Origin of the sequence: Microbacterium sp. K41 (genome assembly GCF_004794395.1) — a bacterium.
GTDB lineage: Bacteria > Actinomycetota > Actinomycetes > Actinomycetales > Microbacteriaceae > Microbacterium > Microbacterium sufflavum.
This window is the reverse complement of the sequence record NZ_SSDO01000155.1, coordinates 1-25,285: the sequence shown is the minus strand read 5'-3', so window position 1 is coordinate 25,285 and position 25,285 is coordinate 1. Positions and strand designations below refer to the sequence as shown.

Sequence of the window (25,285 nt, the reverse complement as noted above, 5' to 3'; positions counted from 1 at the left end):
TGGCGTGTCGAGCCCGTGTTAATCCGGGGAGCGGTCGTACGGTCAAGGCATCGGGCAAGGCGCCCGGTCGGGTCGGCCTCCAGGTTCGCGACTCGTGACCCCCTGGTCGACTCGTTCGCATAGCCGGGAATCCCCGGGTCGGGAGTGGGTCGTGACCACACGTTCAGCGCAGCACACCGCCAGCACCGCGCAGCAGTCCACCCGTCAGTCCTCGAGAAGCACCTCGGCCGCGCAGCCCGATCAGGACCTGCGCACCTACGTGCTCGACACGTCGGTCTTGCTGAGCGATCCGCAGGCATTCTTCCGATTCGCGGAGCACTCGATCGTGCTGCCCGTCGTGGTCATCAGCGAGCTCGAGGGCAAGCGGCACGACCCCGAGATCGGCTACTTCGCCCGCCAGGCGCTCCGTCACCTGGACGACCTCCGGGTCGAGCACGGGCGTCTGGACTTCCCGGTCGAGGTCGGCGAGGGTGGCACGCTCCGCGTCGACCTCGGTAACACCGACCTCTCCGTGCTGCCCGTCGGCATCCGCCTGAGCGACAACGACAGCCGCATCCTCTCCGTCGCCATGCACCTCGCACAGGACGGACAGGACGTCACGATCGTCTCGAAGGACCTCCCGATGCGGGTCAAGGCCGCGTCGCTCGGCCTGCGCGCCGAGGAGTACCTCGCCGAGCAGGCCGTGGACTCCGGGTGGACCGGCATCGCGAGCCTCGACCTGTCCGGCGACGACATCAGCGACCTCTATGAGAGCGAGGTCGGGATCAGCGAAGACGTCAACGGGCTCCCCGTCAACACGGGTCTCATCATCCACTCGGAGCGCGGATCGGCGCTCGGGCGCGTCACCGGCGACGGCGAGTTCCGGCTGGTGCGCGGCGACCGCGACATCTTCGGGATGCACGGCCGCTCGGCCGAACAGCGCATCGCCATCGACCTGCTGCTCGACCCCGAGGTGGGCATCGTGTCGCTCGGGGGTCGCGCCGGAACGGGCAAGTCGGCCCTCGCCCTGTGCGCCGGACTGGAAGCGGTGCTCGAGCGGCAGCAGCAGAAGAAGATCATCGTCTTCCGGCCGCTGTTCGCCGTGGGCGGCCAGGAGCTCGGGTACCTCCCCGGGGATCAGGGCGAGAAGATGAACCCCTGGGGTCAGGCGGTGTACGACACCCTCGGATCGGTCGTCTCGGGCAACGTGATCGACGAGGTCGTCGAGCGGGGGATGCTCGAGGTGCTGCCGCTCACCCACATCCGCGGACGCTCGCTGCACGACGCGTTCGTGATCGTCGACGAGGCGCAGTCCCTCGAGCGCAATGTGCTGCTCACGGTGCTCAGCCGCATGGGCCAGAACTCCCGCGTCATCCTCACGCACGACGTCGGTCAGCGCGACAACCTGCGCGTCGGACGCCACGACGGCATCGCCAGCGTGATCGAGACGCTCAAGGGACACGACCTCTTCGGCCATGTGACCCTCACCCGCTCGGAGCGTTCCGCGATCGCGGCCCTCGTCACCGAACTCCTGGAGGGCGGAGAGCTCAGCTGACGAGGCCGGGAAAAAGCGGATGCCGCGGGGACCAGGTCCTCGCGGCATCCGTCGTCTCAGCGACCGGTGATCATCCGGGGTGCGTCATCGACAGCAGGTCGAGCTTCTCGTCCAGCTGCTCCAGCGTCAGGTCGCCGCGCTCGACGTAGCCCAGGTCGATCACCGCGTCGCGCACCGTGATGCCCTTCGCGACAGAGTGCTTCGCGATCTTCGCGGCGGCCTCGTAGCCGATCAGCTTGTTCAGCGGCGTCACGATCGACGGGCTCATGCCCGCGAACGCGGCGGCACGGTCGAGGTTCGCCTGCAGGCCGTCGATCGTCTTGTCGGCCAGCACGCGCGAGGCGTTCGCAAGGAGGCGGATCGACTCGAGCAGGGCGGTGCCCATGACCGGGATCGCCACGTTCAGCTCGAATGCGCCGGACGCACCGGCCCACGCCACGGTCGCGTCGTTGCCGATGACACGGGCGCACACCATCAGCACGGCCTCGGGAACGACCGGGTTGACCTTGCCCGGCATGATCGAGGAGCCCGGCTGCAGATCGGGGATGTGCAGCTCGCCCAGACCCGTGTTGGGGCCGGAGCCCATCCACCGGAGGTCGTTGTTGATCTTGGTGAGCGACACCGCGATCGTGCGCAGCGCACCGGAGGCTTCGACCAGGCCGTCGCGGTTGGCCTGCGCCTCGAAGTGGTCCTTGGCCTCGGTGATGGGCAGCTCGGTCTCGGCGGCGAGCAGCTCGATGACCTTCTGCGGGAACCCGAGCGGCGTGTTGATGCCGGTGCCGACGGCCGTGCCGCCCAGCGGGACCTCGGCCACGCGGGGGAGGGCGGACTGCACGCGCTCGATGCCCAGGCGGATCTGACGGGCGTAGCCGCCGAACTCCTGTCCGAGGGTGACCGGCGTCGCATCCATGAGGTGCGTGCGGCCGGACTTGACCGCGTCCTTCCACAGCTCGGCCTTGGCCTCCAGCGCGACGGCGAGGTGGTCGAGCGCGGGGATCAGCGTGTCGATCAGGGCCTGCGTGACCGCGATGTGCACGGAGGTGGGGAACACGTCGTTCGACGACTGCGAGGCGTTGACGTGGTCGTTCGGGTGCACCGTCGCGCCGAGGATGCGCGTGGCGAGCGTGGCCAGCACCTCGTTCATGTTCATGTTCGAGGACGTGCCGGAGCCGGTCTGGTACGTGTCGACCGGGAACTCGCCGTCGTGGGAGCCGGACGCCACCTGGTCGGCGGCCTGGGCGATCGCGTCGGCGATAGCACCGTCGAGCGTGCCGAGTTCCTTGTTCGCCAGCGCCGCCGCCTTCTTGATGCGCGCGAGCGCGGCGATCTGCGCCGACTCCAGGCCTTTGCCGGAGATCGGGAAGTTCTCCACGGCGCGCTGCGTCTGCGCACCGTAGAGCGCGTTCACGGGCACACGCACCTCACCCATCGTGTCGTGTTCGATGCGGTAGCCCTGCTCGTTCGCGCCGCTGAGCTGGTTGGCGTCGGTCATTCCGAACCCTCCTTGGTTGCGGGGACGGTCCCCTCGGTGTCGATCCCGACCGTGATGACGGGCACAGCCTCGCCCTCGGCCAGACGGTAGTTCGCGCCGACGATCCCGAGGCGGCCCTCGGCGACGGCGTTGCTGATGATCTCCGACGACTGCAGCAGGTCGTGCACCGTGTTGCGCAGGTGCTCGCGGCCGACCAGCTCGGCGTCGATGTCGGCGACCGTGGCGCCCCCGCTCTCCGCCAGCACCTTGCGGGCGGCGGGCACGATCGGCGCGATCAGCTTCCAGATGTGCGGGGGGAGCGGTGCCGCGTCGATCGCGGTGCCGTCGATCGCGGCTCGCACCGCGCCGCACGAGTCGTGCGCGAGCACCACGATGAGCGGCACCTCCAGCACCGCGACCGCGTACTCCAGGCTCGCGACGATCGACTCGCCCATCACCTGACCGGCGTTGCGCACCACGAACAGGTCGCCGAGGCCCAGGTCGAAGATGATCTCCGCCGCGAGGCGGGAGTCGGCGCATCCGAAGAGCGTGGCGACCGGGTGCTGGGCGGCGGTCAGGTCTTTGCGGCGGGCGACGTTCTGGTTCGGGTGCTGCGGCTCGTCGCGGACGAAGCGGCGGTTGCCTTCCTGCATCTGCGTCCAGGCGGCGGAAGGAGTGAGCGGGTGGGTCATCGGGCCTCCGTGACGGTGCGGATCTGAGGGACGAGCGACTCGGCGAGCTCGGCGGTCGAGTCCGCCGAGCGGGAGCCGTAGAGGAGCACGTAGTCGTCGCCGGCCTGCGTGCCGATGGCGTACGAGACGTTGGCGTCGGCGCCGGCGTTCCCCGGCTTGTACACGTCCCACTCCAGCCCGCCGATGCGGATCGTGTCGGTGGGGGCGATGCCGTTCAGGCGCTGCGGTGCCCACGAGGCATCGGCGTCGAAGGCCTGCGCGAGCTTGATGAACCCGCGCTCGTCCTGGGCCGCGGGGGCGAGCGTGACCTCCCAGACGACCGTGGCTCCGCTCTGCAGCTCCGCGGCGTTGACGCGCCAGAACTTCCCGGTCTCCGGCACGATCACGGGCCCGCCCATGGACGACTCGACATCGGCGGCGATGCCCGCGACGTCGATGGGCTTCTGCGCCACCGGCTCGCCGCGCGGGACCACGAGCACGATGACGAGCACGACCGCGAGGGTCACCAGGAGCGCGGCGACCAGGTTGCGGACGGTCTGGCTGGATCGATACGCCTTGCTGGATGCGGCCTTGCGGGCCGCGGTCTCCTCCGCCGTCTCCGGACGGCCGAGGTCGGCGTTGATGGCGGGGCCCTTGCTCATGACGCCCCGTCCGTCTCGGCGTCACCGGCGGCGGCGCGTGCCGCTTCCAGGCGGCGCTTGGCGCCCAGCAGCCATTCCTCGCAGCGGGCGGCGAGCGCTTCTCCACGTTCCCACAGCGCCAGCGACTGCTCGAGGGTCGGAGCGCCCTGCTCCAGCTCGGCGACCACGCGGACGAGCTCGTCCCGGGCGGCCTCGAACGACAGCGTGTCCACAGGGATGTCGTTCAGCGCGCTCACTCCTCCATCCTACGTCGTGGCACGGACGCGCCCGGTTCAGGCGCCTTCCGCGATCTCGCCCTCCGAGCGCGCGGCGACCGACCCGCGGTCGACCGTGATCGTCAGGGCGCTACCGGCCGGGGCGTCCGCCGCATCCCGCAGGATCACGCCCCCGTCGAGGTGCGCGATCGCATAGCCGCGGGCGAGGGTCGCGGCGGGGGAGAGGGCACGCAGCGACGCCCGCAGCTCGCTGGTGCGACGGCCGGCGTCGTCGAGCTGACGCTGCACGGCATCGCGTCCGCGCGACACCAGCAGCCAGGACTCCTGCGCGCGGGTGTCGATGATCGGATCGGGCGAGCGCAGGACCGGTCGCGACCGCAGCTGCTCGAGCTGAGCGATGTCGTGGGTGAGGCGCTGCGTGACCCGCGTGGTCGCGCGCGACCGGAGCTGGGCGATCAGCGCGCGCTGCTCGCCGACGTCGGGCACCACGCGCTTGGCGGCGTCCGTCGGGGTGGAGGCACGGAGGTCGGCAACGTCGTCGAGGAGCGGATGGTCGTTCTCGTGCCCGATGGCGCTGACGACCGGGGTGCGCGCGGCCGCGACCGCGCGCACCAGCCGCTCGTCGCTGAAGCCCAGGAGCGTCTGGGGGTCGCCGCCGCCGCGGGCGATGATGATCACGTCCACGTCGGGGTCGGCGTCGAGCCGGGCGAGTGCGGCCAGGGTGTCGGGCACGCAGCGGTCGCCCTGGACGGCCGCGTACTCGGTGCGGAAGCGCACCTGCGGCCACCGCAGCTCGGCGTTGCGGTGCACGTCCTTCTCGGCGTCGGAGCGCTCGCCCGTGATGAGTCCGATCACGTGCGGGAGGAAGGGGAGGCGCAGCTTTCGGCCGGCGTCGAAGAGCCCCTCCTGCCGCAGCTGCACGCGCAGCTTCTCCAGGCGCTCGAGCTGATCGCCGAGGCCGACGTGCTTCATGGCCGAGACCGCGAAGCTGAAGTCGCCCGACTTCACGAAGTAGTCCGCCTTGACCGCCGCGACCACGTGGTCGCCGACGCCGAGATCGGCAGGGATGCGCCCGCGCACGCTCGACCAGATCCGGATCGAGATCTGCGCGTCGGAGCGCGTGTCCTTCAGCCGGGCGAACACGTTCCCGGCGCGCACGTTCCACGACGTGATTTCGCCCTCGACCCACACCGTGTTCCAGCGGGCGACGAAGTCGCGGATGGTGGCGTTGAGCCGGGCGACGGAGGTGGGCGCCTGTGCGGTGGAGTCACGCGGGGCGACGGCGTCGGCGGGCGGGGTCTCACCCGGTCCGGTCGTCGCTTCGAAGACTGTCATTTGCTCCCGTTCCCGCCCGGGCTCTCCCCGGCCTCGCACAGCTGTACGGCGATAGAATTCCGGTGTGACCTCGACAGCCGTGCATCTTCCCGTCCCCCGCCTTCCTCGCGTGCGTGCGGCGGCAGGGCGGCTTCAGGATAACCCGGTGCCAGGACGCAAGCGCGTGCTGCTCGCCGCGCCGCGCGGATACTGTGCCGGCGTGGATCGCGCTGTGGTGGCGGTGGAGAAGGCCCTCGAGCGCTACGGCGCCCCGGTTTATGTGCGCAAGCAGATCGTGCACAACATCCACGTCGTCACCGAGCTCGAGGCGAAGGGGGCGATCTTCGTCGAGGAGGTCGACGAGGTGCCCGAGGGAGCCCACGTCGTCTTCAGCGCGCACGGGGTCTCTCCCGCCGTGGTGAATGCCGCGTCCGACCGGGGACTGCACGCGATCGACGCGACCTGTCCGCTCGTGACGAAGGTGCACCGCGAGGCGGTGCGGTTCGCGCGCGACGACTTCGAGATCCTCCTGATCGGGCACGACGGGCACGAGGAGGTGGAGGGCACCGCGGGTGAGGCCCCCGACCACGTCACGGTCGTCAACTCTCCCGAGGAGGCCGACACCGTCCAGGTGAAGGACCCGTCGAAGGTGGTGTGGCTGTCGCAGACGACACTCTCGGTCGACGAGACGATGGAGACCGTCAATCGTCTGCGCACCCGCTTCCCCGAGCTGCACAACCCGCCGTCCGATGACATCTGCTACGCCACCCAGAACCGCCAGGTCGCGATCAAGAAGGTCGCGGCGGGCGCGGATCTGGTGATCGTGGTCGGATCGGCCAACTCCTCCAACAGCGTGCGCCTGGTCGAGGTCGCGCTCGAGTACGGGGCGAAGGCGGCGTACCGGGTCGACTACGCCGAGGAGATCCAGCAGGAGTGGCTCGACGGTGTCGAGACCGTCGGCGTCACCAGCGGCGCCTCGGTGCCGGAGGTGCTGGTGCGCGAGGTGCTCGACGCGATCGGCGACGCGGGGTACCGCGACGTCGAGGAGGTGCGCACCGCGGAGGAGGACCTCATGTTCTCCCTGCCGAAGGAGCTGCGTCAGGACCCGTCCGGCCAGCGCGACGCCCGCGCCCTCGGAGGCCGTGCCTCCGCCGGAGGAGGCGCGTAGCGTTGAGCGCGGCGGAGGCGGAGCCGACCCTCATCGGGTCGGTGCAGCGCGCGCTCCGCCTCGTCGACATCGTCGCGAACTCCCCGCGACCGCTGCCGCCCAAGATGCTCGCCGCGATCACGGGTCTCACTCCCGGCACCACGTACAACCTGGTGCGTACGCTCGTGCACGAGGGCTACCTGAGCGCGGAGCCCGACGGCCTCGTGCTCGGCACCCGGTTTCCGGCGTTCCAGCAGCAGGGCGACTCGCGCGGCGTGTTCCTGGCCCGTGTGCGCGCAGCGCTCCGGGCGGTCACCGAGGACCTCGGCGCGACGGCCTATCTCTCGCGCTTCGCGGACGGCGAGCTGCATCTCGTGGACATCGTCGACGCGGAACGCAACCCCCGGGTCGAGCTGTGGGTCGGGCTGCACTCCAGCGCGCATGCCACGGCCCTCGGCAAGCAGATCCTGGCCGAGCTGCCCGACGAGGAGCGTCGCGACTACCTGTCGCGTCACCGCCTGGAGGAGCTCACCCCGCGGACCATCAGCGACCGGCGGACGCTGCTCACCCAGCTGGAGCAGTCGCCGGGCTGGGCTGTCGACCAGGAGGAGTACGCGATCGGCGCGACGTGCGTGGCGGTGCCGGTGATCGCCCCCGGGGTGACGGCCTCGCTCGCGATCTCGCTGCCGGCGGACCAGGCGGTGGTGGATCGCCGGCTCGTCTCCCGCCTGCAGCGCTCCGCCCGCAACCTGTCGCTGCAGCTCGGGGCCGACGCGCTCGGCAGCGGGCAGGGCGACGAGTTCACTATCTGAATTCCGACCCCTGGTTCTTCCGGCCGCGGGTTCCTACCATGGAAGAAGCAGCGCGATACAGAGCGCTGCCGATCGCCAGAGGCGTCCCCAGCGCCGGCGACCGACCTGGATGAGGAGCGTCCCCAGTGCTCCTCTCCCGCGGCCCCCGAGGAGTCCCCACTTCTCCGGGGCCGCCACCGTCTCCGGAGGTCTTCGGCTGGGAGCCGGTCGGAGACACGCGCGTTAGCATGGCGGCATGACAGATCAGCGCCCGCGCTACGGTGAGATCGCGACGCCGGAGGAGCAGCGCCTGGCCCGCGGTCTGCCGCTCATCGACGAGGCCGTGCCGGCGCCCACGGCTCCGGCGTTCCCCGCCCCGGCACACGCGCCGGCCCCGGCGGTGGACGCCCCGCGCCGCCGGCCCGTCGACCGGATCGTGACCATCGCGCTGCTCGCCTACGGCCTCGTGAACGTCGTGGTGACCGGACTGTCCTACCTCGATATCGGCCGCGTCATGAACGAGACCATGTCGATCCTCGGGATCGAGGGGGAGTTCACCAACTACGCCATGGGTCGTCCCTGGGGGACGATCGCGGCGATCGTGCTGGTCCTGGGCTGGTGCATCACGGCGGCGCTGTCGATCCGGCGCCTCCGCCGTGGTCGCCTGACGTGGTGGCTGCCGGTCGTCGGCGCGATCGTGACGGTGATCGTGGTGTCGCTGTGCCTCGCCGTGCCGATGATGAACGACCCGGCCTTCCTCGCCTACCTGGAGCAGACGGCCGGCACCGTCCGCTGATCTCCCGTGAACGAGAAGGGGCCCGGCACAGTGCCGGGCCCCTTCGTTCGTGATCCTGCGATCAGCTCTTCGACTGACCGTGCGAACCGAGCTGACGCGTCGACTCGACCACGCGAGCGGCCATCGCCGACTCGGCGATCTTGCCCCAGGCGCGGGGGTCGTACTGCTTCTTGTTGCCGACCTCGCCGTCGACCTTCAGCACGCCGTCGTAGTTCTTGAACATGTAGTCCGCGATCGCGCGGGTGTAGGCGTACTGGGTGTCGGTGTCGATGTTCATCTTGACGACGCCGTTGGCGACCGCGAGCGCGATCTCCTCGTCGGTCGAGCCGGATCCGCCGTGGAAGACGAGGTCGAGCGGCTTGGGTCCGGTGTTGTACTTCGCGGCGACCTCGGCCTGGATCTCGCCCAGCAGCTCGGGGCGCAGCTTCACGCCGCCGGGCTTGTACACGCCGTGCACGTTGCCGAACGTGAGCGCGGCGATGTAGCGGCCCTGCTCGCCGAGGCCCAGCGCCTGCACGGCCTGGTCGACATCGCCGAACGTCGTGTAGAGCGCCTCGTTCGAGCCCTCGTGCGCGACGCCGTCCTCCTCGCCGCCGACGACGCCGATCTCGACCTCGAGGATCGCGTTGATCGCCTTCATCCGGGGAAGGAGCTCCTTGGCGATCTCGATGTTCTCCGCCAGCGGCACGGCCGAGCCGTCCCACATGTGCGACTGGAAGATCGGGTTGCGGCCGGCCTTGACCTCTTCCTCGGAGGCGGCGATCAGCGGCTCGACGAAGCCGGCGAGGGCGTCCTTCGGGCAGTGGTCGGTGTGCAGCGCGACGGTGACCGGGTAGTTCTTGGCGACCTCGGTGGCGTAGCGCGCGAAGGCGAGGGCGCCGGTCGCGCGGGCCTTCACCGTGTGACCGGCGAAGTAGTCGGCGCCGCCCGTGGTGACCTGGATGATGCCGTCGGAGCCGGCCTCGGTGAGTCCCTGCAGGACGGCGTTGATGGTCTGCGAGCTGGACACGTTGAACGCGGGGTATGCGAAGCCGCCGGCCTTCGCGCGGTCGAGCATTTCGGCGTACTGATCCGGGGTGGCGACGGGCATGAGAACTCCTGCGGTAGGTGAAGCCGGGACAGGTGCCACTCTATCGGGGCGCCTGTCCGGCTCGTGCAGGCGAGCGGAGCGTTCGGCGGGGCACGATCTGCCGTGCTGTTAAGAAGTGCGATTCCTTCGCGAGATACCGGCGGAAAGGAGGGCTGTTCGCGCGCCCACGTAGCTAGGCTGGCCGCATGGTGAGTCTGACTGCCGACTTGAGCCCGCTCCGTCCCGACCGCAACCTGGCGATGGAGCTCGTCCGCGCGACGGAGGCGGCAGCGATCCGCGCCGTGCCCTTCATCGGTCGCGGCGCGAAGGAGGCGGCCGACGGTGCCGCGGTCGACGCGATGCGCGCGTTCCTCGGCACGGTCGACTTCCAGGGCCGCGTGGTGATCGGCGAGGGGGAGAAGGACAACGCCCCGATGCTGTTCAACGGCGAGGTCGTCGGTACCGGGCAGGGCCCGCTGTGCGACATCGCGGTCGACCCCATCGACGGCACGTCCCTCACGGCCGCCGGACGACAGAACGCCCTCTCCGTGATCGCGGTGTCCGACCGCGACACGATGCTCGACGCGTCCAGCGTCTTCTACATGGACAAGCTCGTGACGGGACCGGCGGGCGTGGGCGTGGTCGACATCCGGCTCCCGATCGGCGAGAACATCCGCCGGCTCGCGGGCGCGCTCGACAAGCCGGTCGACGAGATCGTGGTGTCGGTGCTGAACCGTCCACGGCACGAGCAGCTGATCCAGGACATCCGCGACGCGGGCGCCGGCACCCGGCTGATGAGCGACGGCGATGTGGCCGGCGGGATCAACGCGGCCCGCCACGATGCGCGCACCGACATGTGCGTGGGCGTGGGCGGGAGCCCCGAGGGCATCGTCACCGCGTGCGCCATCAAGGCCCTCGGCGGTCACATCCAGGGGCGGCTCTGGCCGCGGGACGACGACGAGCGCCAGCGCGGGATCGACGCGGGACTCGACATGGACAGGGTGTACGAGGCGGACGACCTCGTGCGCGGCAACAACACGATCTTCGTGGCGACGGGCGTCACCGACGGACAGCTCGTGGCGGGGGTGCGCCGGGAGCGCGGTTACGTCTACACCGAGAGCGTCGTGCTGCGCGGGGCCTCGGGAACACTGCGCCGCATCGCCTCGGAGCACCTCGTGTCGAAGTGGCTGTGACCACTTCCTTCCGCGGCTGATCGACTGCTCCGAGCTCGAAGGCTGCCCGTCTCGGGCGACGCCATCGTTATCGAGCCGGTACCGGCGCGCGCGAACCGTGGCACCGGTCGCGCGAGGCGTCGTGTCACAATTGTCACTGGGTTTGTCGCCGTCGACGGAGCCGCCAGGCACCGCAGGCACAGGAGGGCGAACGCATGACAACGCAGCACACGAGTGGCTCGACCAGCGCCGCACCGACCAAGATCATCACCACCAACACGGGACGCATCCTCCGGGTGAGCGCCGATGCCGAGGCCGCCGTGACCACACCGGCCGCCCCCGCGAAACCGCAGGTCGACCCGGCTCGTCGGGCCGACGTGCTGTTCCGCGTTCGACGTGACGAGGGCCACGAGATCAGCGCCTGGTGGATGATCGGCGCCTTCCTCGCCACAAGCGGCCTCGTCATCCTGCTGCTCAGCGGCGTGCCCGGCGTCGCCTGACGCGTCCTCGTCCTGGCCGTTCCGGCTCATTCGTGGCGGGACGTCTGCGCCTCATCCAGGCGTCGTCGCACCTCGCCGACGTCGGCCCTGAGGCCGTCCAGGAGGTCCGGGGTCTCGCCCGGCGCTGCCGCGGGCTCCGCTGCTCCGGAGGCCGTGCGTGACACGCCGCTGTCCACCGGCACGGCCGTGGATGCGGGTTCGACCGCCGCCGCGGCTTCGGAGGTCGGCGCGGCATCGACGGTCGGCCCGGCCCCACCGGTGCCGATCAGCTCCGCCGCGGTGAAGCGACGACCGTCGGCTGTGACGACGGGCGGAGCGCTGAGCGCGGACGCGTCCACTCCGGGGAACTGCCGCGCCGTCACGAGCACACGCGACTCGAGGGACCCCGCGAACCGGTTGTAGCTGTCGACCGTGCGCTCGAGCGCACGGCGCAGATCGTCGGCATGACCGGCGAGCGTGCCGAGGCGCTCGTAGAGCTGCGTGCCCAGGGTCAGCAGACGACGTGCTTCGGTCGACACCTCCTGCTGCGTCCACGTGTAGGCGACGGTCTTCAGCACGGCCCACAGGTTGACGGGGGAGGCGAGGGCCACACGGCGGCTGAAGGCGTAGTCGAGCAGCGTCGGGTCTTCGTCGATGGCCGTCGCCAGCAGCGACTCGCTCGGCAGGAAGCAGATCACGAACTCGGGACTCGCGTCGAGGCCCGACCAGTACGCCTTCTTCGCCAGGGCGTCGACGTGTGCGCGCACGGCCTTCACGTGCTTCTGGAGGTGTGCGCGACGCTGCGCCTCGTGCGCGTCGCCAACGGGCAGCGCCGAGGCCTCGAGGTAGGCGTCGAGCGGAACCTTCGCGTCGACCGCGATCGACGTGCCGCCGGCGAGCCGCACGACCATGTCGGGGCGCCCCTGCCCGCGGTCCGAGGAGATCGTGGTCTGCAGATCGAAGTCGACGTGGCGCGTGAGCCCGGCGGCCTCCACCACCCGGCGCAGCTGTGCTTCGCCCCACACCCCGCGCGTCGCGGTCGACTTCAGCGCTCCGGCGAGCGACTCCGTGGTCGCGCGCAGGGCCTCGTCGGACTCCTGCGCACGCCGCAGCTGCTCCGCGAGGGTGCCGAACTGCTCGTGCCGCTCGTGCTCGATGGCCGCGACCTTGGACTGCATCTGCTGCAGACTCTCGCGCACCGGGGCGAGCGCCTGCAGCACGGCGTTCTGCTGCTGCACACGCAGGGCCTCGGCGCGCTGCTCCGCGCGGCCGTGCTCGACCGCGTCGCGATACAGGTCGTACTGCCGGTCGCGGTCGTCACGGGCGGCCGCGAGCTCGGCCTCGGCACGGGCGAGCTCGGCGGCGCCCCGACTCGCGCGCAGGAACCAGCCCAGGGCGACGCCCGCGGCCACGGCCACGAGGAGCAGAACGATCGTCAGCGCATCCATGGGCCCATCGTGCCCCCGGGGTCGGACATTCGCCGGGAGGCACCGCTGAGCGGTCTCAGGCGACCGCGCGCTCCAGGGCGGGGAGGGCGGGCTCGGTCACCCGCAGGCTCAGGGCGTCGGCGAGGGCGAAGACGTCGGCGGCCGCGGCGCGCCGAGCGGCATCGACCACGATGTGCGCGCATGCGCGGGCGTCGGCGAGGGCATCGTGATGGGAGAACTCGTCGTACCCGGCGGCGGCCGCGGCGAGCGGGAGCCGGTACGAGTCGAGCTGGTAGGTCTTGCGGGCCACCTGCAGGCTGCACAGCGAGCGGTAGGGCGGGCAGATCTGACCCGTGGCCTCCGCCGCACGGCGCAGCACGTTGAGGTCGAATCCGGCGTTGTGCGCCACGAGCACGTCGGCACCGGCGAAGGCGCACAGACGGTCGAACTGATCCGCCCAGGAGGAGGCCGTCGCGACGTGCTCCGGCCGGATGCCGTGGATGCGGACGTTCCACTCCATGAACTCGTCGTGACCGGGCGGCGGCTGGATGAGCCAGCCCGCGGTGGCGACGACCTCGCCGCCGCGCACGCGGACGAGTCCGACGGCGCAGGCGGAGGCCGGGCTGGAGTTCGCGGTCTCGAAGTCGATCGCAGTGAAGTCCAGTGGCACGTCTTCACTCTCTCCCGGGCCTCCGACGTCGGGTCGCAGACTCGCCGTAGGCTGGCCACATGAGCGACGAGCAGGCGACCTCCTTCGGCGGCCAGGCGGGCAGCTACGAGGTCGGTCGCCCCGAGTACCCGTTCGAGGCGGTCGCGTGGATGCTCGACCGCGCGCCGGCAGGAGCCCGCCGTATCGCCGACGTCGGCGCGGGCACCGGCAAGCTCACCCGTGCCCTCGTCGCGGGGGAGGGCACGGAGGTCGTCGCGGTGGATCCGGATCCCGCGATGCTCGCCGCCCTGCGCGACGCGGTGCCCGGAGTGCCCACTTTCGTCGGCACGGCCGAGCGCCTCCCGCTGCCCGACGCGAGCGTCGACGCGGTGGTGCTGGGCCAGGCATGGCACTGGGTCGATCCGGTCGTGGCCTCCGCGGAGATCGGCCGCGTCGTGCGCCCCGGCGGGGTGCTCGGGCTGGTCTGGAACCTGCGCGACGAGCGTGTGGACTGGGTGCGTCGCCTGACCGACATCATGCACGGCAGCAACGCCGAGATCATGCTCGCCGCAGGCGACCCCGTGGTGGCCGCGCCGTTCGGCGGGCTGGAGCAGGAGCGCTGGGAGTGGGTGCGTCCGGTGACGCGCGAGGTGATGCACCGCATGGCGTCGTCGCGCAGCTACGTCATCACGGCCGACGACGCGGAGAAGGCGCGTATCCGGCGCGACATGGACGCCCTGTTCGACGAGCTGGGGCTGCACGACGACGCCACGATCGAGCTGCCGTACGTGACGAGGGCGTTCCGCGCCGTGCGCGACTGAGCCCGCGCGGCAGCATCATGGCCCCCAGGTAGACTCGTACCCCGTGGCTCTCACTATCGGTATCGTCGGCCTGCCCAACGTCGGCAAGTCCACCCTCTTCAACGCTCTCACCAAGAACGACGTGCTCGCGGCGAACTACCCGTTCGCGACGATCGAGCCGAACGTCGGCGTGGTGAACCTGCCCGACCCGCGGCTCGAGAAGCTCGCCGAGATCTTCGGCAGCGAGCGCATCCTGCCCGCCGCCGTGTCGTTCGTCGACATCGCGGGCATCGTGCGCGGAGCCAGCGAGGGGGAGGGGCTCGGCAACCAGTTCCTCGCGAACATCCGCGAGGCGGACGCGATCGCCCAGGTCGTGCGCGGCTTCTCCGACGACGACGTGGTGCACGTCGACGGCGCGGTGAACCCGGCGTCCGACATGGAGACCATCAACGCCGAGCTCATGCTCGCCGATCTGCAGACCGTCGAGAAGGCGATCACCCGGTACGAGAAGGAGGTGCGCGGGAAGAAGATCGACCCGTCGGTCCTCGAAGCGGCGCAGGCGGCGAAGGACGCGCTGGAGCGCGGCGTGCTGCTGTCCACGAGCGGCCTCGACCTCGCGCCGATCCGCGAGCTCGGCCTGCTGACCGTCAAGCCGGTCATCTTCGTGTTCAACGTCGACGAAGCCGTGCTCACCGACGACGTGCGCAAGGCGGAGCTCGCGGCACTGGTCGCGCCCGCGCAGGCGATCTTCCTCGACGCCAAGATCGAGTCGGAACTGAAGGACCTGGACCCGGAGGACGCGGCCGAGCTGCTCGCCTCGACGGGCCAGGAGGAGTCCGGCCTCGACCAGCTCGCACGCATCGGCTTCGACACGCTCGGGCTGCAGACGTACCTCACCGCCGGACCGAAGGAAGCGCGGGCGTGGACGATCGGCAAGGGATGGAAGGCCCCGCAGGCCGCCGGCGTGATCCACACCGACTTCGAGAAGGGCTTCATCAAGGCCGAGATCGTGTCGTTCGACGACCTCGTCGCCACCGGCTCCGTGCAGGAGGCCCGCGCGAAGGGCAAGGCCCGGCTGGAGGGCAAGGACTACGTCATGCAGGACGGCGACGTCGTGGAGTTCCGCTTCAACAACTAGCTGCCTGCACTGCCGTAAGCGTGACCACGATGCAGCTGGCCGAGTGGTTCTCTGCCCGTAATTTCCGGCGAACCAAGTCGCGGGTCCAACTGCGCGGCGTGGTTACCGCAGGTCCGTCATCGTTTCGTCCGGCTCCCTGCCAAGATGAGCCCATGACGTTTGCCGACGAACTCGTTACACATTTGTCCCGTGTTCCCGCTGCGCCCTTCCTGTTCGTTGGAAGTGGCTTCTCACGTCGGTATGTCAATGCCGACGACTGGGGTGATCTGCTTCGTCGATTCGCGGACCTCACGGGCAAGCCCTACGAGCGCTACTACTCAAAGGCGAGCGGCAATTACCCGCAAATTGCGTCCCTGATCGCCGCGGACTTCCACGATGTCTGGTGGGACGATGCTGCCTACGAGGACAGCCGGGCCGCGCATCCGAGTCCCAACGGGCACTCGTCACCGCTCAAGGTCGAGATCGCATCCTATTTCGCACAGGCACCCTCGCGCCTTCCCACGGGCGGGCCGCTGCACGCCGAACTTGAGTTGCTCAAGCGAGCGACGATTGAAGGGATTATCACCACCAACTTCGACCCGCTTTTAGAAACGCTTTTCGACGAATACTCCGTTTATTCGGGACAGGACGAGCTTCTATTCCACGATCCCCAAGGTGTCGGGGAGATCTACAAGATTCATGGAAGTTGCGACGATCCCGAGTCGATCGTTATCACTGCTGAGGACTATTCGCGGCTCGATGAGAGAAACGTCTACCTCGCTGCAAAACTGCTAACAACCTTCGTAGAACATCCGGTCATCTTCATCGGATACTCCTTGACAGATCTTGATGTGCAGCGCGTGCTCACGAATATTGCGCACGTACTTACGACGGAGAATCTCAGTAAGCTCCAGGATCGTTTGATCTTCGTGCAATGGGATCCGAACGCTGGGGATCCCGTTCTCATCTCGAGTCCCTTTGCCGCCGATGGAATGGCCATTCCGATGCTTCGTGTGACGGTGCGTGATTTCGAGGAGCTATTTGCTGCTCTCGGAAGCCTCAAACGTCGGTTTCCGGTCAAGTTCCTGCGTCAGCTTAAAGAACAGGTTTACGAGCTCGTGCAAACGAGCAGCCCTACGGGCACCCTGTATGTCTCCGATCTCGACGCGGACGTGGACGCCTCCCAAGTCGACGTGGTGATCGGCGTGGGCGTCAAGAGCCGCCTCACACAGCAAGGGATCGTTGGAATCGAAAGAAGAGAGTTGCAGACCGATCTCCTGCAACCCTTCCTGCCATACGAGGACAAAGACTCGATGACAGCGATTGTGACGGGCGCGCTTCCCCGCCATCTTCGCAACCGAGCCAATACGCCGATTTATCGCTACCTCCGCGGTGCCGACTTCCTCGACGATGATGGGAAGATTCGTGCTGACGTTACTGTCCCGAAGGTCGTGCGGGACCGCGTTGAGGCGGCGACCTCGCCGCTAAGGTCTCCGGGCAGCTACGTCAAGCGCGCACTGGAAAACGCCGAAGAAGCCGGCGACTTCAAAACCCTGATCGAGACCAAGAGCACAGACGAGGTCCTATTCGCCGCAGCGCACATGGACCTGGACAAGATCGACCCAGATGATCTCAAGAAGTTCCTGCTCGAGACGAGAGAGGAGGTGGAGAAGGGGCACGCTCTACAAGCAGCTCAGTGGGGTAAATGTCTTTGTCTTTACGACTACCTGGTGTACAGCCGTCCGTAAGCGCCGTCGTTTTTGATCGTTCGGGTGCGGATAGCTACGGAGCTAGTGGTTTCCTAGTGCGGACAGCGCGGAGAGGTTGTTCCGTGACGGCGACGTCGTGGAGCTACGCTTCAACAACTGGAGGAAGCCGTCGCGCGTCTGACGGACGCGGGGAGTCCACGTCGACGGCGGGATCATCTCCGACCACCGTGTCGTGCATGGCGACGCGCGGCACAGCGCGCACGTCGTTCACGTGAGTGCGGATCTCGACGTGCGCCCGGGGGGACCGTGCGGAGCTGCATCCCCGCAGTAGGGGATCCACGCGGGGCCGCGCCTGCGGCGGCGGCCCGTTTGTCGGTGGCCCCCGGGATGATCGCCCCATGAGCGGAAACCAACAGGAAGTCACCGTCCCGCTGCGCTACTCCCGGGTGGACCCGTGGGTGATCAGCAGCGACACCGAAGCCGAGATCGCATTCCTGGAAGCGACGTTTCACGCGCACGAGACCCCCGGCTCACGGATGCTCGGACCCGACGGGCGCATCGGTCACGTCGAGGTGGAGATCGGTGATGCCGTGATCATGATGTTCGATGCGGGTCCCGAGTGGCCGGCCACCCCCTCGCATCTGCGCATCTACGTCGCCGATCTCCAGGGCGTTGTCGACCGCGCGGTAGAGGCCGGCGGTCGAGTTGTCACTCAGCCGACCGAACTGGCCTTCGGCGAGCGGGTGGCCCGAGTGCGCGATCCCCAGGGGCACCTGTGGTGGCTGCACGAGCGGTTCGAGGACGTTGCCCCGGCCGAACTCGCGCAGAGGTTCGCCGACCCGGGCGCGCAAAAGGCGATGGCCTACGTCCAGGACTCGCTGACGAATGAGCTGTCACAGGCCCGATAGACCATCACTGCGGACTGCGCCCCAGCGGTGATCGGGCGCGGGTAGGTGCCGCGATCTGGCGTCGAGGGAGCGGTGCGCGGGGACGCACCGACCGCTGAAAGGTCCGGGAGCACGAGTGCCCGGGGCGCGGACGCGGGAAGTGGTCGCCGGTGTTCCTGGGAACGCTTAGAGTTCGATCATGGGAAAGCTGGAGTACAACAGCTCGCGGCCGCCGATCGAGGTCGACGACGACGTCCTGGTGCATCTGAAGATCGTGATCTCGACGAAGCTCCGCCGTCAGGAGAGCTTCATGATGACGTGGCCCTCGGGGAAGAAGCATCCCGGGCGCCTCTCGGCGTGGATGCACCCGAGCATCCCGCTGGTCCTGGAGTTCGACGAGGAGCCGCCGCCGAAGATCGACCCGGCGCGGCTCGAGCGCATGATGGAGCGCCTGAACGCCCGGGGCGAGCTCGTGCTCGACGAGCTCAGCGACGACGATCGCTCGGCCTGACACGAGGTCGTGCGTGCGGGCTCACCCGTCCTCGCGCGCTTCTCCGGGCTCCCGCCAGCGCGGCTGCGACGGCTCGGGGGTGAGCGGGGACTCCGGTGGCGGCGTGGGCAGGGTCACGGGCTCGCCCGCGGTGAGCTGCACCGCTCGGCCCGCGTGCCGCACCGTGACGGGGTCGCCCGCGCTCAGGCGGTAGGTCGTGTCGTCGGGCGTGATGTCGACATGCAGGATGCACCCGTGCAGGCGCACCCCGAACCCGAGCCGCGTGATGTTGCGGGGGAGCCGGGGGTGGAACGAGAGGCCGGCGTCGCTGTCGCGCATGCCCCCGTAGCCCGCGGTGACGCCGGTCCAGATGCCCGCGAGCGCCGCGATGTGGAGTCCCTCGGCGGTGTTGCCGTGGAGGTCGTCGAGGTCGAGCGCGGCGAGCTCCGCGAGGTACGCCGCGGCGAGGTCGAGGTGCCAGAGCTCCGCCGCGATCACCGCCTGCGCCATGGCTGAGAGTGAGGAGTCGCGCACCGTGAGGGCCTCGTAGTACGCGAATGCCCTGGCCTTCTCCTCCCGCGTGAACTCCTCGTGCTCCGTGTACAGCGCGAGCACCAGGTCGGCCTGCTTCGCGACCTGCTTGCGGTACAGGTCGAAGTACGGGAAGTGACTGTGCAGCGGGTACTGCTCGGGTCGCGTGGCGTCGAAGTCCCAGACGGCATGCCGCGTCGACCCCGCGAACTGCTCGTGCACGCGGCGCCGCTCGTCGAACGGCACCGTCATCGCGTCAGCGGCGTCGTTCCAGCGCGAGACCTCGGCGTCGTCGACCCCGAGCCGCTCCGCGACCTCGATGTGGCGTCGGGCCGCGGCCACCGCACCGCGCAGGTTCCGCCGTGCGGCCAGGTTCGTGTAGGTGTTGTCGTCGACGATCGCGGAGTACTCGTCGGGGCCGGTGACCCCGTCGAGATGGAAGCCGCCGTCATCGTCCCAGCGGCCGAGCGACAGCCACAGTCTCGCGGTCTCGATCAGGATCTCCGCGCCGGCGTCGCGCTCGAAGTCGCGGTCTCCCGTCGCCCTGACGTACTGCATCACGGCGCCGGCCACCGCCGCGTTGATGTGGAACGCCGCCGTGCTGGCCGGCCAGTAGCCGGAGCTCTCGCGTCCGTCGATCGTGCGCCAGGCGAAGGTCGCCCCGTCCAGGTGCAGAGTGCGCGCGCGTTCGCGGGCGTGATCGAGCGTCGCGTACCGCCAGCGCAGCGCCTGCAGGGCCGCGTCGGGCGCGGTCGAGGTGAGCACGGGGAGCACGAACGCCTCGAAGTCCCAGAACGTGTGCCCCTCGTACCCGGAGCCCGTGAGCCCCTTGCCCGGCACCGAGCGCACCTCGGCACGCGCCGCCGCCTGGAACACCTGGAAGAGCGCGTACCGCACGGCCTGCTGCAGACGGGGGTCGCCATCGACCCGCACGTCGCCGCACTCCCAGTACGCATCGAGCGCCTCGCGCTGTCCCGTCGCCACCGCCTCCCATCCGAGGCGCACGGCCTCCTCGACGGCCTCGTCCGCGCGGTCGCGAAGGGTCTGGGGCGTCAGCGAGTCCGACCACTCGTGGCCCACGAACTTCACGACCTCGAGCTCCTCGCCCGCCGCCAGCGCCACATGGATGCGGGTGCGCGCCAGGTCGCGGTCGGCCTCCACCGTGACCGTGGGCACGGTAGCGGCGGTCGAGGAAACGGTGTGGTCCGCGCTCACCGCCACGTGGATGCCGCTGCGCCTGGTGCGGTGCAGCAGCGTGGTGCGCGACCCCAGCACCGCGGAGTCCACGGCCTGGAGCGGGCGGGAGAGCAGCTCCTGCACACGGGGATCGGCGTGCGGCGACGGCAGCGGCTCGTTCGCCAGCACCTCCGACAGGACTGTGACGGCCACGGACTCCAGCGCCGTCACGCGATACCGGACAGCGGCGAGCGAGCGGTGTCGCAGCGAGACGAGCCGGGTGGACGCGACCTGCACGCGCCGACCCTCCGCCGACTCCCACTCCAGCTCGCGGTGCAGCGTCCCGTCCCGCAGATCGAGGCGCCGCTCATGCCGGTGCACCGTGCCGTGCTCCACATCGAACGGCTCATCGTCCACGAGCAGACGGATGAGCTGCCCGTTGGGCACGTTGATCACGCTCTGCCCGGTCTCCGGATAACCATAGCCGTCCTCGGCGTACGGCATCGGATGGTCCTCGAAGACCCCGTTGAGGTAGCTGCCGGCGACCCCGCGCGGGTCGCCCTCGTCGAGGTTGCCGCGCCAGCCGACGTGCCCGTTGGAGAGTCCGAACACCGACTCCTCCTGCGCCAGATGCTCGACATCCACTCCCGTGACGCTCACCGACCACGGTTCGACGCGGAACGCCGCCGTCATGCCCGTGCGGTCCGGACGTCTCGCGGACGGCGGGGCCGTTCGGGGAGGTGCGGGGCGGGGCCGACGTGGAGCATGGCGTTTCCTTCTGCCGAGGACCGGGAACTGCGACGCTAGCGCGGGGTCTGCACCGGCACGAGGGAGTTGCGCCGAGCCGGGCGGGTCGGGTAGACGACGGCCGGCGGCCCGCGCGCCTCGGGCGACGGCGAGCGGATAGCCGGTGCTCGCCCCCGCCGTCAACCCCTGGTCCCCGCCCCGTGGTGCAGACCAGGGTGGTCGCATGGCGGAGGCGCCCACGATGACTCCGCCGGGGGTCGCGAGGAGGAGGCGCGGCCCCCGGCGGGCTACGCTGGACGCAGGCGGTCTCGGCCGCGGCGCGGGTCGCAGGAGCCCGGCGTGGACCACCGCCTGCGTTCCTGACACCGACGGCACGAGGAGACCGACGCCGATGACCGACACCCAGATCTTCGAGCCAGACGGCCGCGCCATCCCCTTCGTGGACGAGGGCGACGGACCCGTCAAGCTGGTGCTCATCCAGGAGCGCGACCTGGCCGCCGACGTGCTCGGTGTCGTGGGGCACTACCTCGCCGAGGAGGCCGGATTCCACGTGCTGCGCATCGGCCACCGCGCGGACGGCACCGATGCCTCGCTCGACGACCGCGTGGCGGACGCGCTCGCCGTGATCGACCACGTGGGCCTCGAAGACACCTGGATCGGCGGACACGGCTTCGGAGGCACGGTCGCCCGCTCCTTCGCCGTCGCGCACCCCGACCGGGTGAACGGGCTGGCGCTGCTGGGGGTGGAGGACGTGGAGGTTCCGCTGGCTCCGGTGATCCCGGTGCTGCTGATCCAGGGGACCGACGACACGGACACCCCGGAGACGAACGCCGAGCGCCTGCAGGCCGCCGCTCCCGAGCGTGCGAGCATCAAGCGGATCGACGGCGGCGGCCACCTCTTCCCCATGACGCACCCGATCGAGACCGCCGTGGTGCTCGAGGAGTACCTCGACTGGGACTGAACGCACGGATGCCGCGACCGAGCCGGCCGCGGCATCCGGAATCCGTGGGTCAGGCGACCTGCGGGAGCACCGCGAAGGACACGGAGCCCTCGTCGTCCACTCCCGCGTCGAGGATCTTGTCGTCGAGAGCGGCCGCGGCCGTGTCATCGAGGAACAGGCGCGTCCCCTGGATCTCCACGACCTGATCCGCCGGTTCCGGGTCGGCCGTCACGGCGACGGCGAGGTGCGCCGCCCCTGCGTCATCCTGAGCCGGGGCGGAGTGGATCCGCAGACCCGCGTCCGGCGCGTCGTTCTGTCGACTCACGAGGGTCGAAACGATGGCGGTGGCGTTGTCGGTGAGGGTGAGCACGAAGCTCTCCTTTCCGGTCGGGTCGTGCCGCGGTCGCGACACGTGCTTCCACGATCCCCGTCACCGCCGCGAGCCTCCACCCCCTTGCGTCATCCGAGCCTCGCGTTTACTCTCGCAGCCGCTTGCGCAGGAACACCTGCGCGGTGCCGTCCCCGTCGGGCACGCGCTCGTGCTCGACGTAGCCGCACGACTCGTACAGCCGGATGTTCGCCTCGCTGAGGCTCCCCGTGAACAGCTCGGCGACCGGTGCCCGCGACGCCTGCTCGGCGGCCTCCAGCAACCGCCGGCCGATGCCCTCGCCCTGCATGTCGGGCGCGATGGCGATGCGCCCGATGAGCAGCAGGTCGTCCTTCTCGACGTACCGGATCGCGCCGACCAGCCGTCCGTCGACGCGAGCCGTGAAACCGGACTCGGACCGCAGCTCGGCCTCCAGCTCCGCGAGCGTCTGGGTCAGCGGCGGCATGTCCACGCTGCCGTAGATCGCCGCTTCCGACACGAAGGCCGCGCGCTGGACGGTCAGCACCTCGCCCGCGTCGGCGTCGCTGATCGGTGAGATCACGATCTCGGGGCCCTCGTTCTGTTCGGTGCTGGTCACGGTTCCGCCTCTCTCTGCGTCCGGGGGACTCCGCCACGTTCGACCGTGAGCCCGGCGAGTGTCAACCCCCTCGATCCGGCGAGGCGCGGGCGGCTACGGTCGCGGCAGGAGGTCACACCATGGCAGACACCAAGACGAAGAAGACCGGCGGCGCGAAGAGCGGCGCGAGCACGCGGGCCAAGACCACCCGGCAGCAGAACGCGGAGAAGGGGTTCACCGCTTCGCCCACGCTCGCCGCGAACCTGCAGGCGGTGCTCGTCGACCTGATCGAGCTCTCGCTGCAGGGCAAGCAGGCACACTGGAACGTCGTGGGGAGGAACTTCCGCGACACGCACCGCCAGCTCGACGAGATCATCGAGGATGCGCGCACGTTCAGCGACACCATCGCAGAGCGGATGCGCGCGCTGCACGCGGTGCCGGACGGTCGCAGCGCCACCATCGCGAAGACCACCACGCTGCCCGAGTTCCCCACCGGCGAGGTCTCGACCACCGAGACGACCGACCTCGTGACCGAGCGGCTCGAGGCGACGGTGGCCACGCTGCGCGGGGTGCACGATGACGTGGACGAGGAGGACCCTACCTCGGCCGATCTGCTGCACGCCGTGATCGAGCGCCTGGAGCAGTTCGCCTGGATGGTGAGCGCCGAGAACCGCAGCCCCGCCGGCCGCTGAGGACCGGAGTGGAGAGCCATCGCCGTCGCCGTCGCGCACCCGCGCGCGGCGGCGGCGATCAGGTGTCGGCGCGAGCCCTCGCACGCGCGCGACGCAGGAATCCCGGCAGCGCCATCCACAGTCCCGTGACCAGCACGAGCGCCGCGATCAGCGCGACGAGTCCGGCGGTGCGGTTCACGGTGAAGTCGACGATGAGCGTCGTGACACCGATCGTGAGCGCACCGATCACCACCAGGTCCACCTTCACGATGCGCGCCGCGATACGGACGAGCTCCGGCTTCTGCCGGGTGCCGAACAGCGCCCGGTGCATGCCGACCGGAGCGAGGGCGAGGATGGTCGCGATCGCGGCCAGGGCCACCAGCACCACGTACAGATCGCGCTGCAGCTCGTCCATGTCGGTGAAGCGCGGCTGGAACGCCACCGCGAGCAGGAACCCGGTGAGGATCTGCGTGCCGGTCTGCATCACCCGCAGCTCCTGCAGCAGCTCATCCCAGTTGCGGTCGGCGCGCTCGTTCGGGGTCTCGTCGCGGCCGTCGTCGCGGTCATCCCGATCGTCCGGGCCACGGCGTGCATCTGCTGTCATAGCCTCAGTCTCGTGGCGCGGCTCCGGTCGTGTCCAGAAGGTTGCGCCCCGGCTCGTCGCCCCCTCTCGAAAGGACTCGAAATGACGCTTCCCCCGATCGACGAGTGGTGGCCGGAGCTGTCCGACGACGCGCGCCGTGCGGTCATCGGCAGCGGCTCCCGGCACCTGGACGAGGATGTGCGCGAGGAGATCCGGGAGATCACGGGCGCCGTGGTCGGCATGATCGAGACGCTGTCCGAGGACGACCTCGCGTACGCGCGGACGCACGCGCCGGACGACGAGTGAGCGAGCGGGAGACCCGAAGCCCGTCAGGCGCTCTCGGTCTCCTCGCGCAGCCGCGGCTCGGTCCGCCGCTCGGGACGGACGCCGTGCTTGTCGGCGTAGAACGCGCGGATGCGGTCCATGTCGGCGGAGACGTCGCCGGTCAGCTCCATCGTGGGGCCGAGCCCGGTCGTCATGGTCGCGCGGTCCACGAAGCCCAGGGTCACGGGCATGCCGGTCTCCCGTGCGATGCGGTAGAAGCCCGACTTCCAGTACGCGTTGCCGCCGCGGGTGCCGTCGGGCGTCACCACCAGGCCGAACACCGTGCCGGCGTGCACCTGCGCGACCACCTCGCCCACGACCCTCGCTGGGTCGGCGCGATCCACGGGGATGCCGCCGAGGCGTCGCATGATCGGGCCGCGCCAGCCGTGGAACAGGCTCTTCTTGCCCAGCCAGTGCACGTCGATGCCGAGCCGCCAGGCGATGGCGAGCATCAGGACGAAGTCCCAGTTGGAGGTGTGCGGGGCGCCGATCAGCACGGTGGGGCGGTCCGGCGCGCGGCCGCCGGCGAGCGTCCAGCGGCTGAACGCCCAGAACACGCGGGCGAGGAGTCGTCTGAGCATCCGTCCACGCTAGGGGAGCGGCCTATCGATCGGCTGGCGGTGCAGAGCCATCGGTCCGCCTCGCCGCGGTGCCACCGGTCAGGGCTTCGGTGACCGCGACGCTCAACCCCGGCATCGGATCCACCGGCACAGCGAGGGCCTGCAGCGCCCGGCTGAAGTAGTTGCGCGCCGCCGCGGCGAGGGTGATGTCGACGATCTGCCGGTCGGAGAACCCCGCGTCGCGCAGGCGCTGCGAGTCGGCGTCGGTCATGGCCTCCGGCTCGCGGGAGAGCCGCTCGGCGTACCGGATCACCGCCTGCTCCGCCGGGTCGAAGGCGCTGTCGTCGCCCTCGCCGAACGCGGCGAGCCCGGTCTCGTCGACCTGGCCGATGCGCACCGCGCGGCGTCC

28 protein-coding genes are annotated in these 25,285 nt (G+C 70.0%); 14 read left to right on the top strand and 14 right to left on the bottom strand.

Annotated elements, in window-relative coordinates; translation table 11 throughout:
* Positions 1–151: 151 nt before the first annotated feature.
* A complete protein-coding gene (phoH2, locus tag DW309_RS03725; protein WP_136033466.1) occupies positions 152–1,534 on the top strand; it encodes an RNA 5'-3' helicase PhoH2 in 1,383 nt (460 codons plus the stop codon).
* Positions 1,535–1,604: 70 nt separating this feature from the next.
* On the opposite strand, the gene DW309_RS03720 is transcribed toward phoH2, so the two are convergent.
* Genes DW309_RS03720 through xseA form a run of 5 tightly spaced genes read right to left on the bottom strand, consistent with a single transcriptional unit; the run spans position 1,605 to position 5,888 of the window.
* Positions 1,605–3,026 carry a class II fumarate hydratase gene (locus DW309_RS03720; RefSeq protein WP_136044595.1) on the bottom strand — a complete coding sequence of 474 codons (1,422 nt, stop codon included), beginning with the start codon at positions 3,024–3,026 and terminating at the stop codon, positions 1,605–1,607.
* On the bottom strand, positions 3,023–3,697 hold the full coding sequence (locus DW309_RS03715; RefSeq protein WP_136033470.1) for a carbonic anhydrase: 675 nt from the start codon (positions 3,695–3,697) through the stop codon (positions 3,023–3,025). The genes DW309_RS03720 and DW309_RS03715 overlap by 4 nt, the downstream gene beginning before the upstream one ends.
* Positions 3,694–4,338 (bottom strand): DUF4245 family protein, encoded by a 645-nt coding sequence (locus DW309_RS03710; protein WP_136044594.1) that lies wholly within the window; start codon positions 4,336–4,338, stop codon positions 3,694–3,696. The genes DW309_RS03715 and DW309_RS03710 overlap by 4 nt, the downstream gene beginning before the upstream one ends.
* Entirely contained in the window at positions 4,335–4,574 is a 240-nt protein-coding gene (locus DW309_RS03705) for an exodeoxyribonuclease VII small subunit (RefSeq protein ID WP_136044593.1), read from the bottom strand. The genes DW309_RS03710 and DW309_RS03705 overlap by 4 nt, the downstream gene beginning before the upstream one ends.
* Positions 4,575–4,610: 36 nt before the next feature.
* A complete protein-coding gene (gene xseA, locus DW309_RS03700; protein ID WP_136033476.1) occupies positions 4,611–5,888 on the bottom strand; it encodes an exodeoxyribonuclease VII large subunit in 1,278 nt (425 codons plus the stop codon).
* A gap of 64 nt (positions 5,889–5,952) precedes the next feature.
* On the opposite strand from xseA, the gene DW309_RS03695 reads away from it, so the two are divergent.
* The 3 genes from DW309_RS03695 (at position 5,953) to DW309_RS03685 (ending at position 8,601) form a co-directional block, all read left to right on the top strand.
* Positions 5,953–7,035, top strand: coding sequence for a 4-hydroxy-3-methylbut-2-enyl diphosphate reductase (locus tag DW309_RS03695; protein WP_205812609.1), 1,083 nt, complete (start codon positions 5,953–5,955; stop codon positions 7,033–7,035).
* 2 nt (positions 7,036–7,037) lie between these two features.
* A complete protein-coding gene (locus DW309_RS03690; RefSeq protein ID WP_136033480.1) occupies positions 7,038–7,826 on the top strand; it encodes an IclR family transcriptional regulator in 789 nt (262 codons plus the stop codon).
* Positions 7,827–8,061: 235 nt separating this feature from the next.
* Positions 8,062–8,601 carry a DUF6264 family protein gene (locus DW309_RS03685; RefSeq protein ID WP_136044592.1) on the top strand — a complete coding sequence of 180 codons (540 nt, stop codon included), beginning with the start codon at positions 8,062–8,064 and terminating at the stop codon, positions 8,599–8,601.
* 61 nt (positions 8,602–8,662) lie between these two features.
* On the opposite strand, the gene fbaA is transcribed toward DW309_RS03685, so the two are convergent.
* The gene (gene fbaA, locus DW309_RS03680) at positions 8,663–9,691 is read right to left on the bottom strand and encodes a class II fructose-bisphosphate aldolase (RefSeq protein ID WP_136033484.1); all 1,029 of its coding nucleotides are present in this window, start codon (positions 9,689–9,691) and stop codon (positions 8,663–8,665) included.
* Between the two features lie 185 nt (positions 9,692–9,876).
* Between fbaA and glpX the strand changes: the two genes are divergently transcribed.
* Both glpX and DW309_RS03670 read left to right on the top strand, forming a co-directional pair.
* A complete protein-coding gene (gene glpX, locus DW309_RS03675) occupies positions 9,877–10,863 on the top strand; it encodes a class II fructose-bisphosphatase (protein WP_136033486.1) in 987 nt (328 codons plus the stop codon).
* A 194-nt stretch (positions 10,864–11,057) separates the two neighbouring features.
* The gene (locus tag DW309_RS03670; RefSeq protein ID WP_136033488.1) at positions 11,058–11,342 is read left to right on the top strand and encodes a hypothetical protein; all 285 of its coding nucleotides are present in this window, start codon (positions 11,058–11,060) and stop codon (positions 11,340–11,342) included.
* A gap of 26 nt (positions 11,343–11,368) precedes the next feature.
* Here DW309_RS03670 and DW309_RS03665 read toward each other — a convergent pair whose 3' ends face one another.
* Both DW309_RS03665 and DW309_RS03660 read right to left on the bottom strand, forming a co-directional pair.
* The gene (locus tag DW309_RS03665) at positions 11,369–12,769 is read right to left on the bottom strand and encodes a DNA recombination protein RmuC (protein ID WP_136033490.1); all 1,401 of its coding nucleotides are present in this window, start codon (positions 12,767–12,769) and stop codon (positions 11,369–11,371) included.
* Positions 12,770–12,824: 55 nt separating this feature from the next.
* Positions 12,825–13,418, bottom strand: a complete 594-nt coding sequence (locus DW309_RS03660) for a 3'-5' exonuclease (protein WP_136033492.1) — start codon at positions 13,416–13,418, stop codon at positions 12,825–12,827.
* Between the two features lie 59 nt (positions 13,419–13,477).
* Here DW309_RS03660 and DW309_RS03655 point away from each other — a divergent pair, with 59 nt between their 5' ends.
* From DW309_RS03655 to DW309_RS03635, 5 genes are all read left to right on the top strand, one after another.
* The gene (locus DW309_RS03655) at positions 13,478–14,218 is read left to right on the top strand and encodes a class I SAM-dependent methyltransferase (RefSeq protein ID WP_136044591.1); all 741 of its coding nucleotides are present in this window, start codon (positions 13,478–13,480) and stop codon (positions 14,216–14,218) included.
* Positions 14,219–14,261: 43 nt separating this feature from the next.
* Positions 14,262–15,335: a redox-regulated ATPase YchF gene (ychF, locus tag DW309_RS03650; RefSeq protein ID WP_136044590.1), complete on the top strand. Its 1,074-nt coding sequence runs from the start codon at positions 14,262–14,264 to the stop codon at positions 15,333–15,335.
* Positions 15,336–15,364: 29 nt separating this feature from the next.
* Positions 15,365–17,062 (top strand): SIR2 family protein, encoded by a 1,698-nt coding sequence (locus DW309_RS03645; RefSeq protein WP_240753117.1) that lies wholly within the window; start codon positions 15,365–15,367, stop codon positions 17,060–17,062.
* A 359-nt stretch (positions 17,063–17,421) separates the two neighbouring features.
* Positions 17,422–17,931 (top strand): VOC family protein, encoded by a 510-nt coding sequence (locus DW309_RS03640; RefSeq protein WP_136044588.1) that lies wholly within the window; start codon positions 17,422–17,424, stop codon positions 17,929–17,931.
* 178 nt (positions 17,932–18,109) lie between these two features.
* The gene (locus DW309_RS03635) at positions 18,110–18,421 is read left to right on the top strand and encodes a DUF7882 family protein (RefSeq protein WP_136044587.1); all 312 of its coding nucleotides are present in this window, start codon (positions 18,110–18,112) and stop codon (positions 18,419–18,421) included.
* Positions 18,422–18,442: 21 nt separating this feature from the next.
* On the opposite strand, the gene DW309_RS03630 is transcribed toward DW309_RS03635, so the two are convergent.
* The gene (locus DW309_RS03630) at positions 18,443–20,800 is read right to left on the bottom strand and encodes a glycoside hydrolase family 65 protein (protein ID WP_136044586.1); all 2,358 of its coding nucleotides are present in this window, start codon (positions 20,798–20,800) and stop codon (positions 18,443–18,445) included.
* Between the two features lie 445 nt (positions 20,801–21,245).
* Between DW309_RS03630 and DW309_RS03625 the strand changes: the two genes are divergently transcribed.
* Positions 21,246–21,815 carry an alpha/beta fold hydrolase gene (locus DW309_RS03625; RefSeq protein ID WP_136044585.1) on the top strand — a complete coding sequence of 190 codons (570 nt, stop codon included), beginning with the start codon at positions 21,246–21,248 and terminating at the stop codon, positions 21,813–21,815.
* Between the two features lie 49 nt (positions 21,816–21,864).
* Here DW309_RS03625 and DW309_RS03620 read toward each other — a convergent pair whose 3' ends face one another.
* On the bottom strand, positions 21,865–22,164 hold the full coding sequence (locus DW309_RS03620) for a Fe-S cluster assembly protein HesB (protein ID WP_136044584.1): 300 nt from the start codon (positions 22,162–22,164) through the stop codon (positions 21,865–21,867).
* A 106-nt stretch (positions 22,165–22,270) separates the two neighbouring features.
* Complete coding sequence (locus DW309_RS03615) at positions 22,271–22,759, bottom strand: GNAT family N-acetyltransferase (protein WP_205812608.1); 489 nt, start codon at positions 22,757–22,759, stop codon at positions 22,271–22,273.
* Positions 22,760–22,878: 119 nt separating this feature from the next.
* On the opposite strand from DW309_RS03615, the gene DW309_RS03610 reads away from it, so the two are divergent.
* The gene (locus tag DW309_RS03610) at positions 22,879–23,430 is read left to right on the top strand and encodes a Dps family protein (protein ID WP_136044583.1); all 552 of its coding nucleotides are present in this window, start codon (positions 22,879–22,881) and stop codon (positions 23,428–23,430) included.
* A 58-nt stretch (positions 23,431–23,488) separates the two neighbouring features.
* Here DW309_RS03610 and DW309_RS03605 read toward each other — a convergent pair whose 3' ends face one another.
* Positions 23,489–24,013 (bottom strand): DUF6328 family protein, encoded by a 525-nt coding sequence (locus DW309_RS03605; protein ID WP_136033509.1) that lies wholly within the window; start codon positions 24,011–24,013, stop codon positions 23,489–23,491.
* Between the two features lie 81 nt (positions 24,014–24,094).
* Between DW309_RS03605 and DW309_RS03600 the strand changes: the two genes are divergently transcribed.
* Entirely contained in the window at positions 24,095–24,298 is a 204-nt protein-coding gene (locus tag DW309_RS03600) for a hypothetical protein (RefSeq protein ID WP_136044582.1), read from the top strand.
* Between the two features lie 23 nt (positions 24,299–24,321).
* On the opposite strand, the gene DW309_RS03595 is transcribed toward DW309_RS03600, so the two are convergent.
* Together DW309_RS03595 and DW309_RS19305 are read right to left on the bottom strand one after the other, a co-directional pair.
* The gene (locus DW309_RS03595; RefSeq protein ID WP_136036939.1) at positions 24,322–24,897 is read right to left on the bottom strand and encodes a 1-acyl-sn-glycerol-3-phosphate acyltransferase; all 576 of its coding nucleotides are present in this window, start codon (positions 24,895–24,897) and stop codon (positions 24,322–24,324) included.
* Between the two features lie 22 nt (positions 24,898–24,919).
* Positions 24,920–25,285, bottom strand: a 366-nt coding sequence (locus tag DW309_RS19305) for a carboxymuconolactone decarboxylase family protein (RefSeq protein ID WP_446724627.1), incomplete at its 5' end; no start/stop codon positions are given.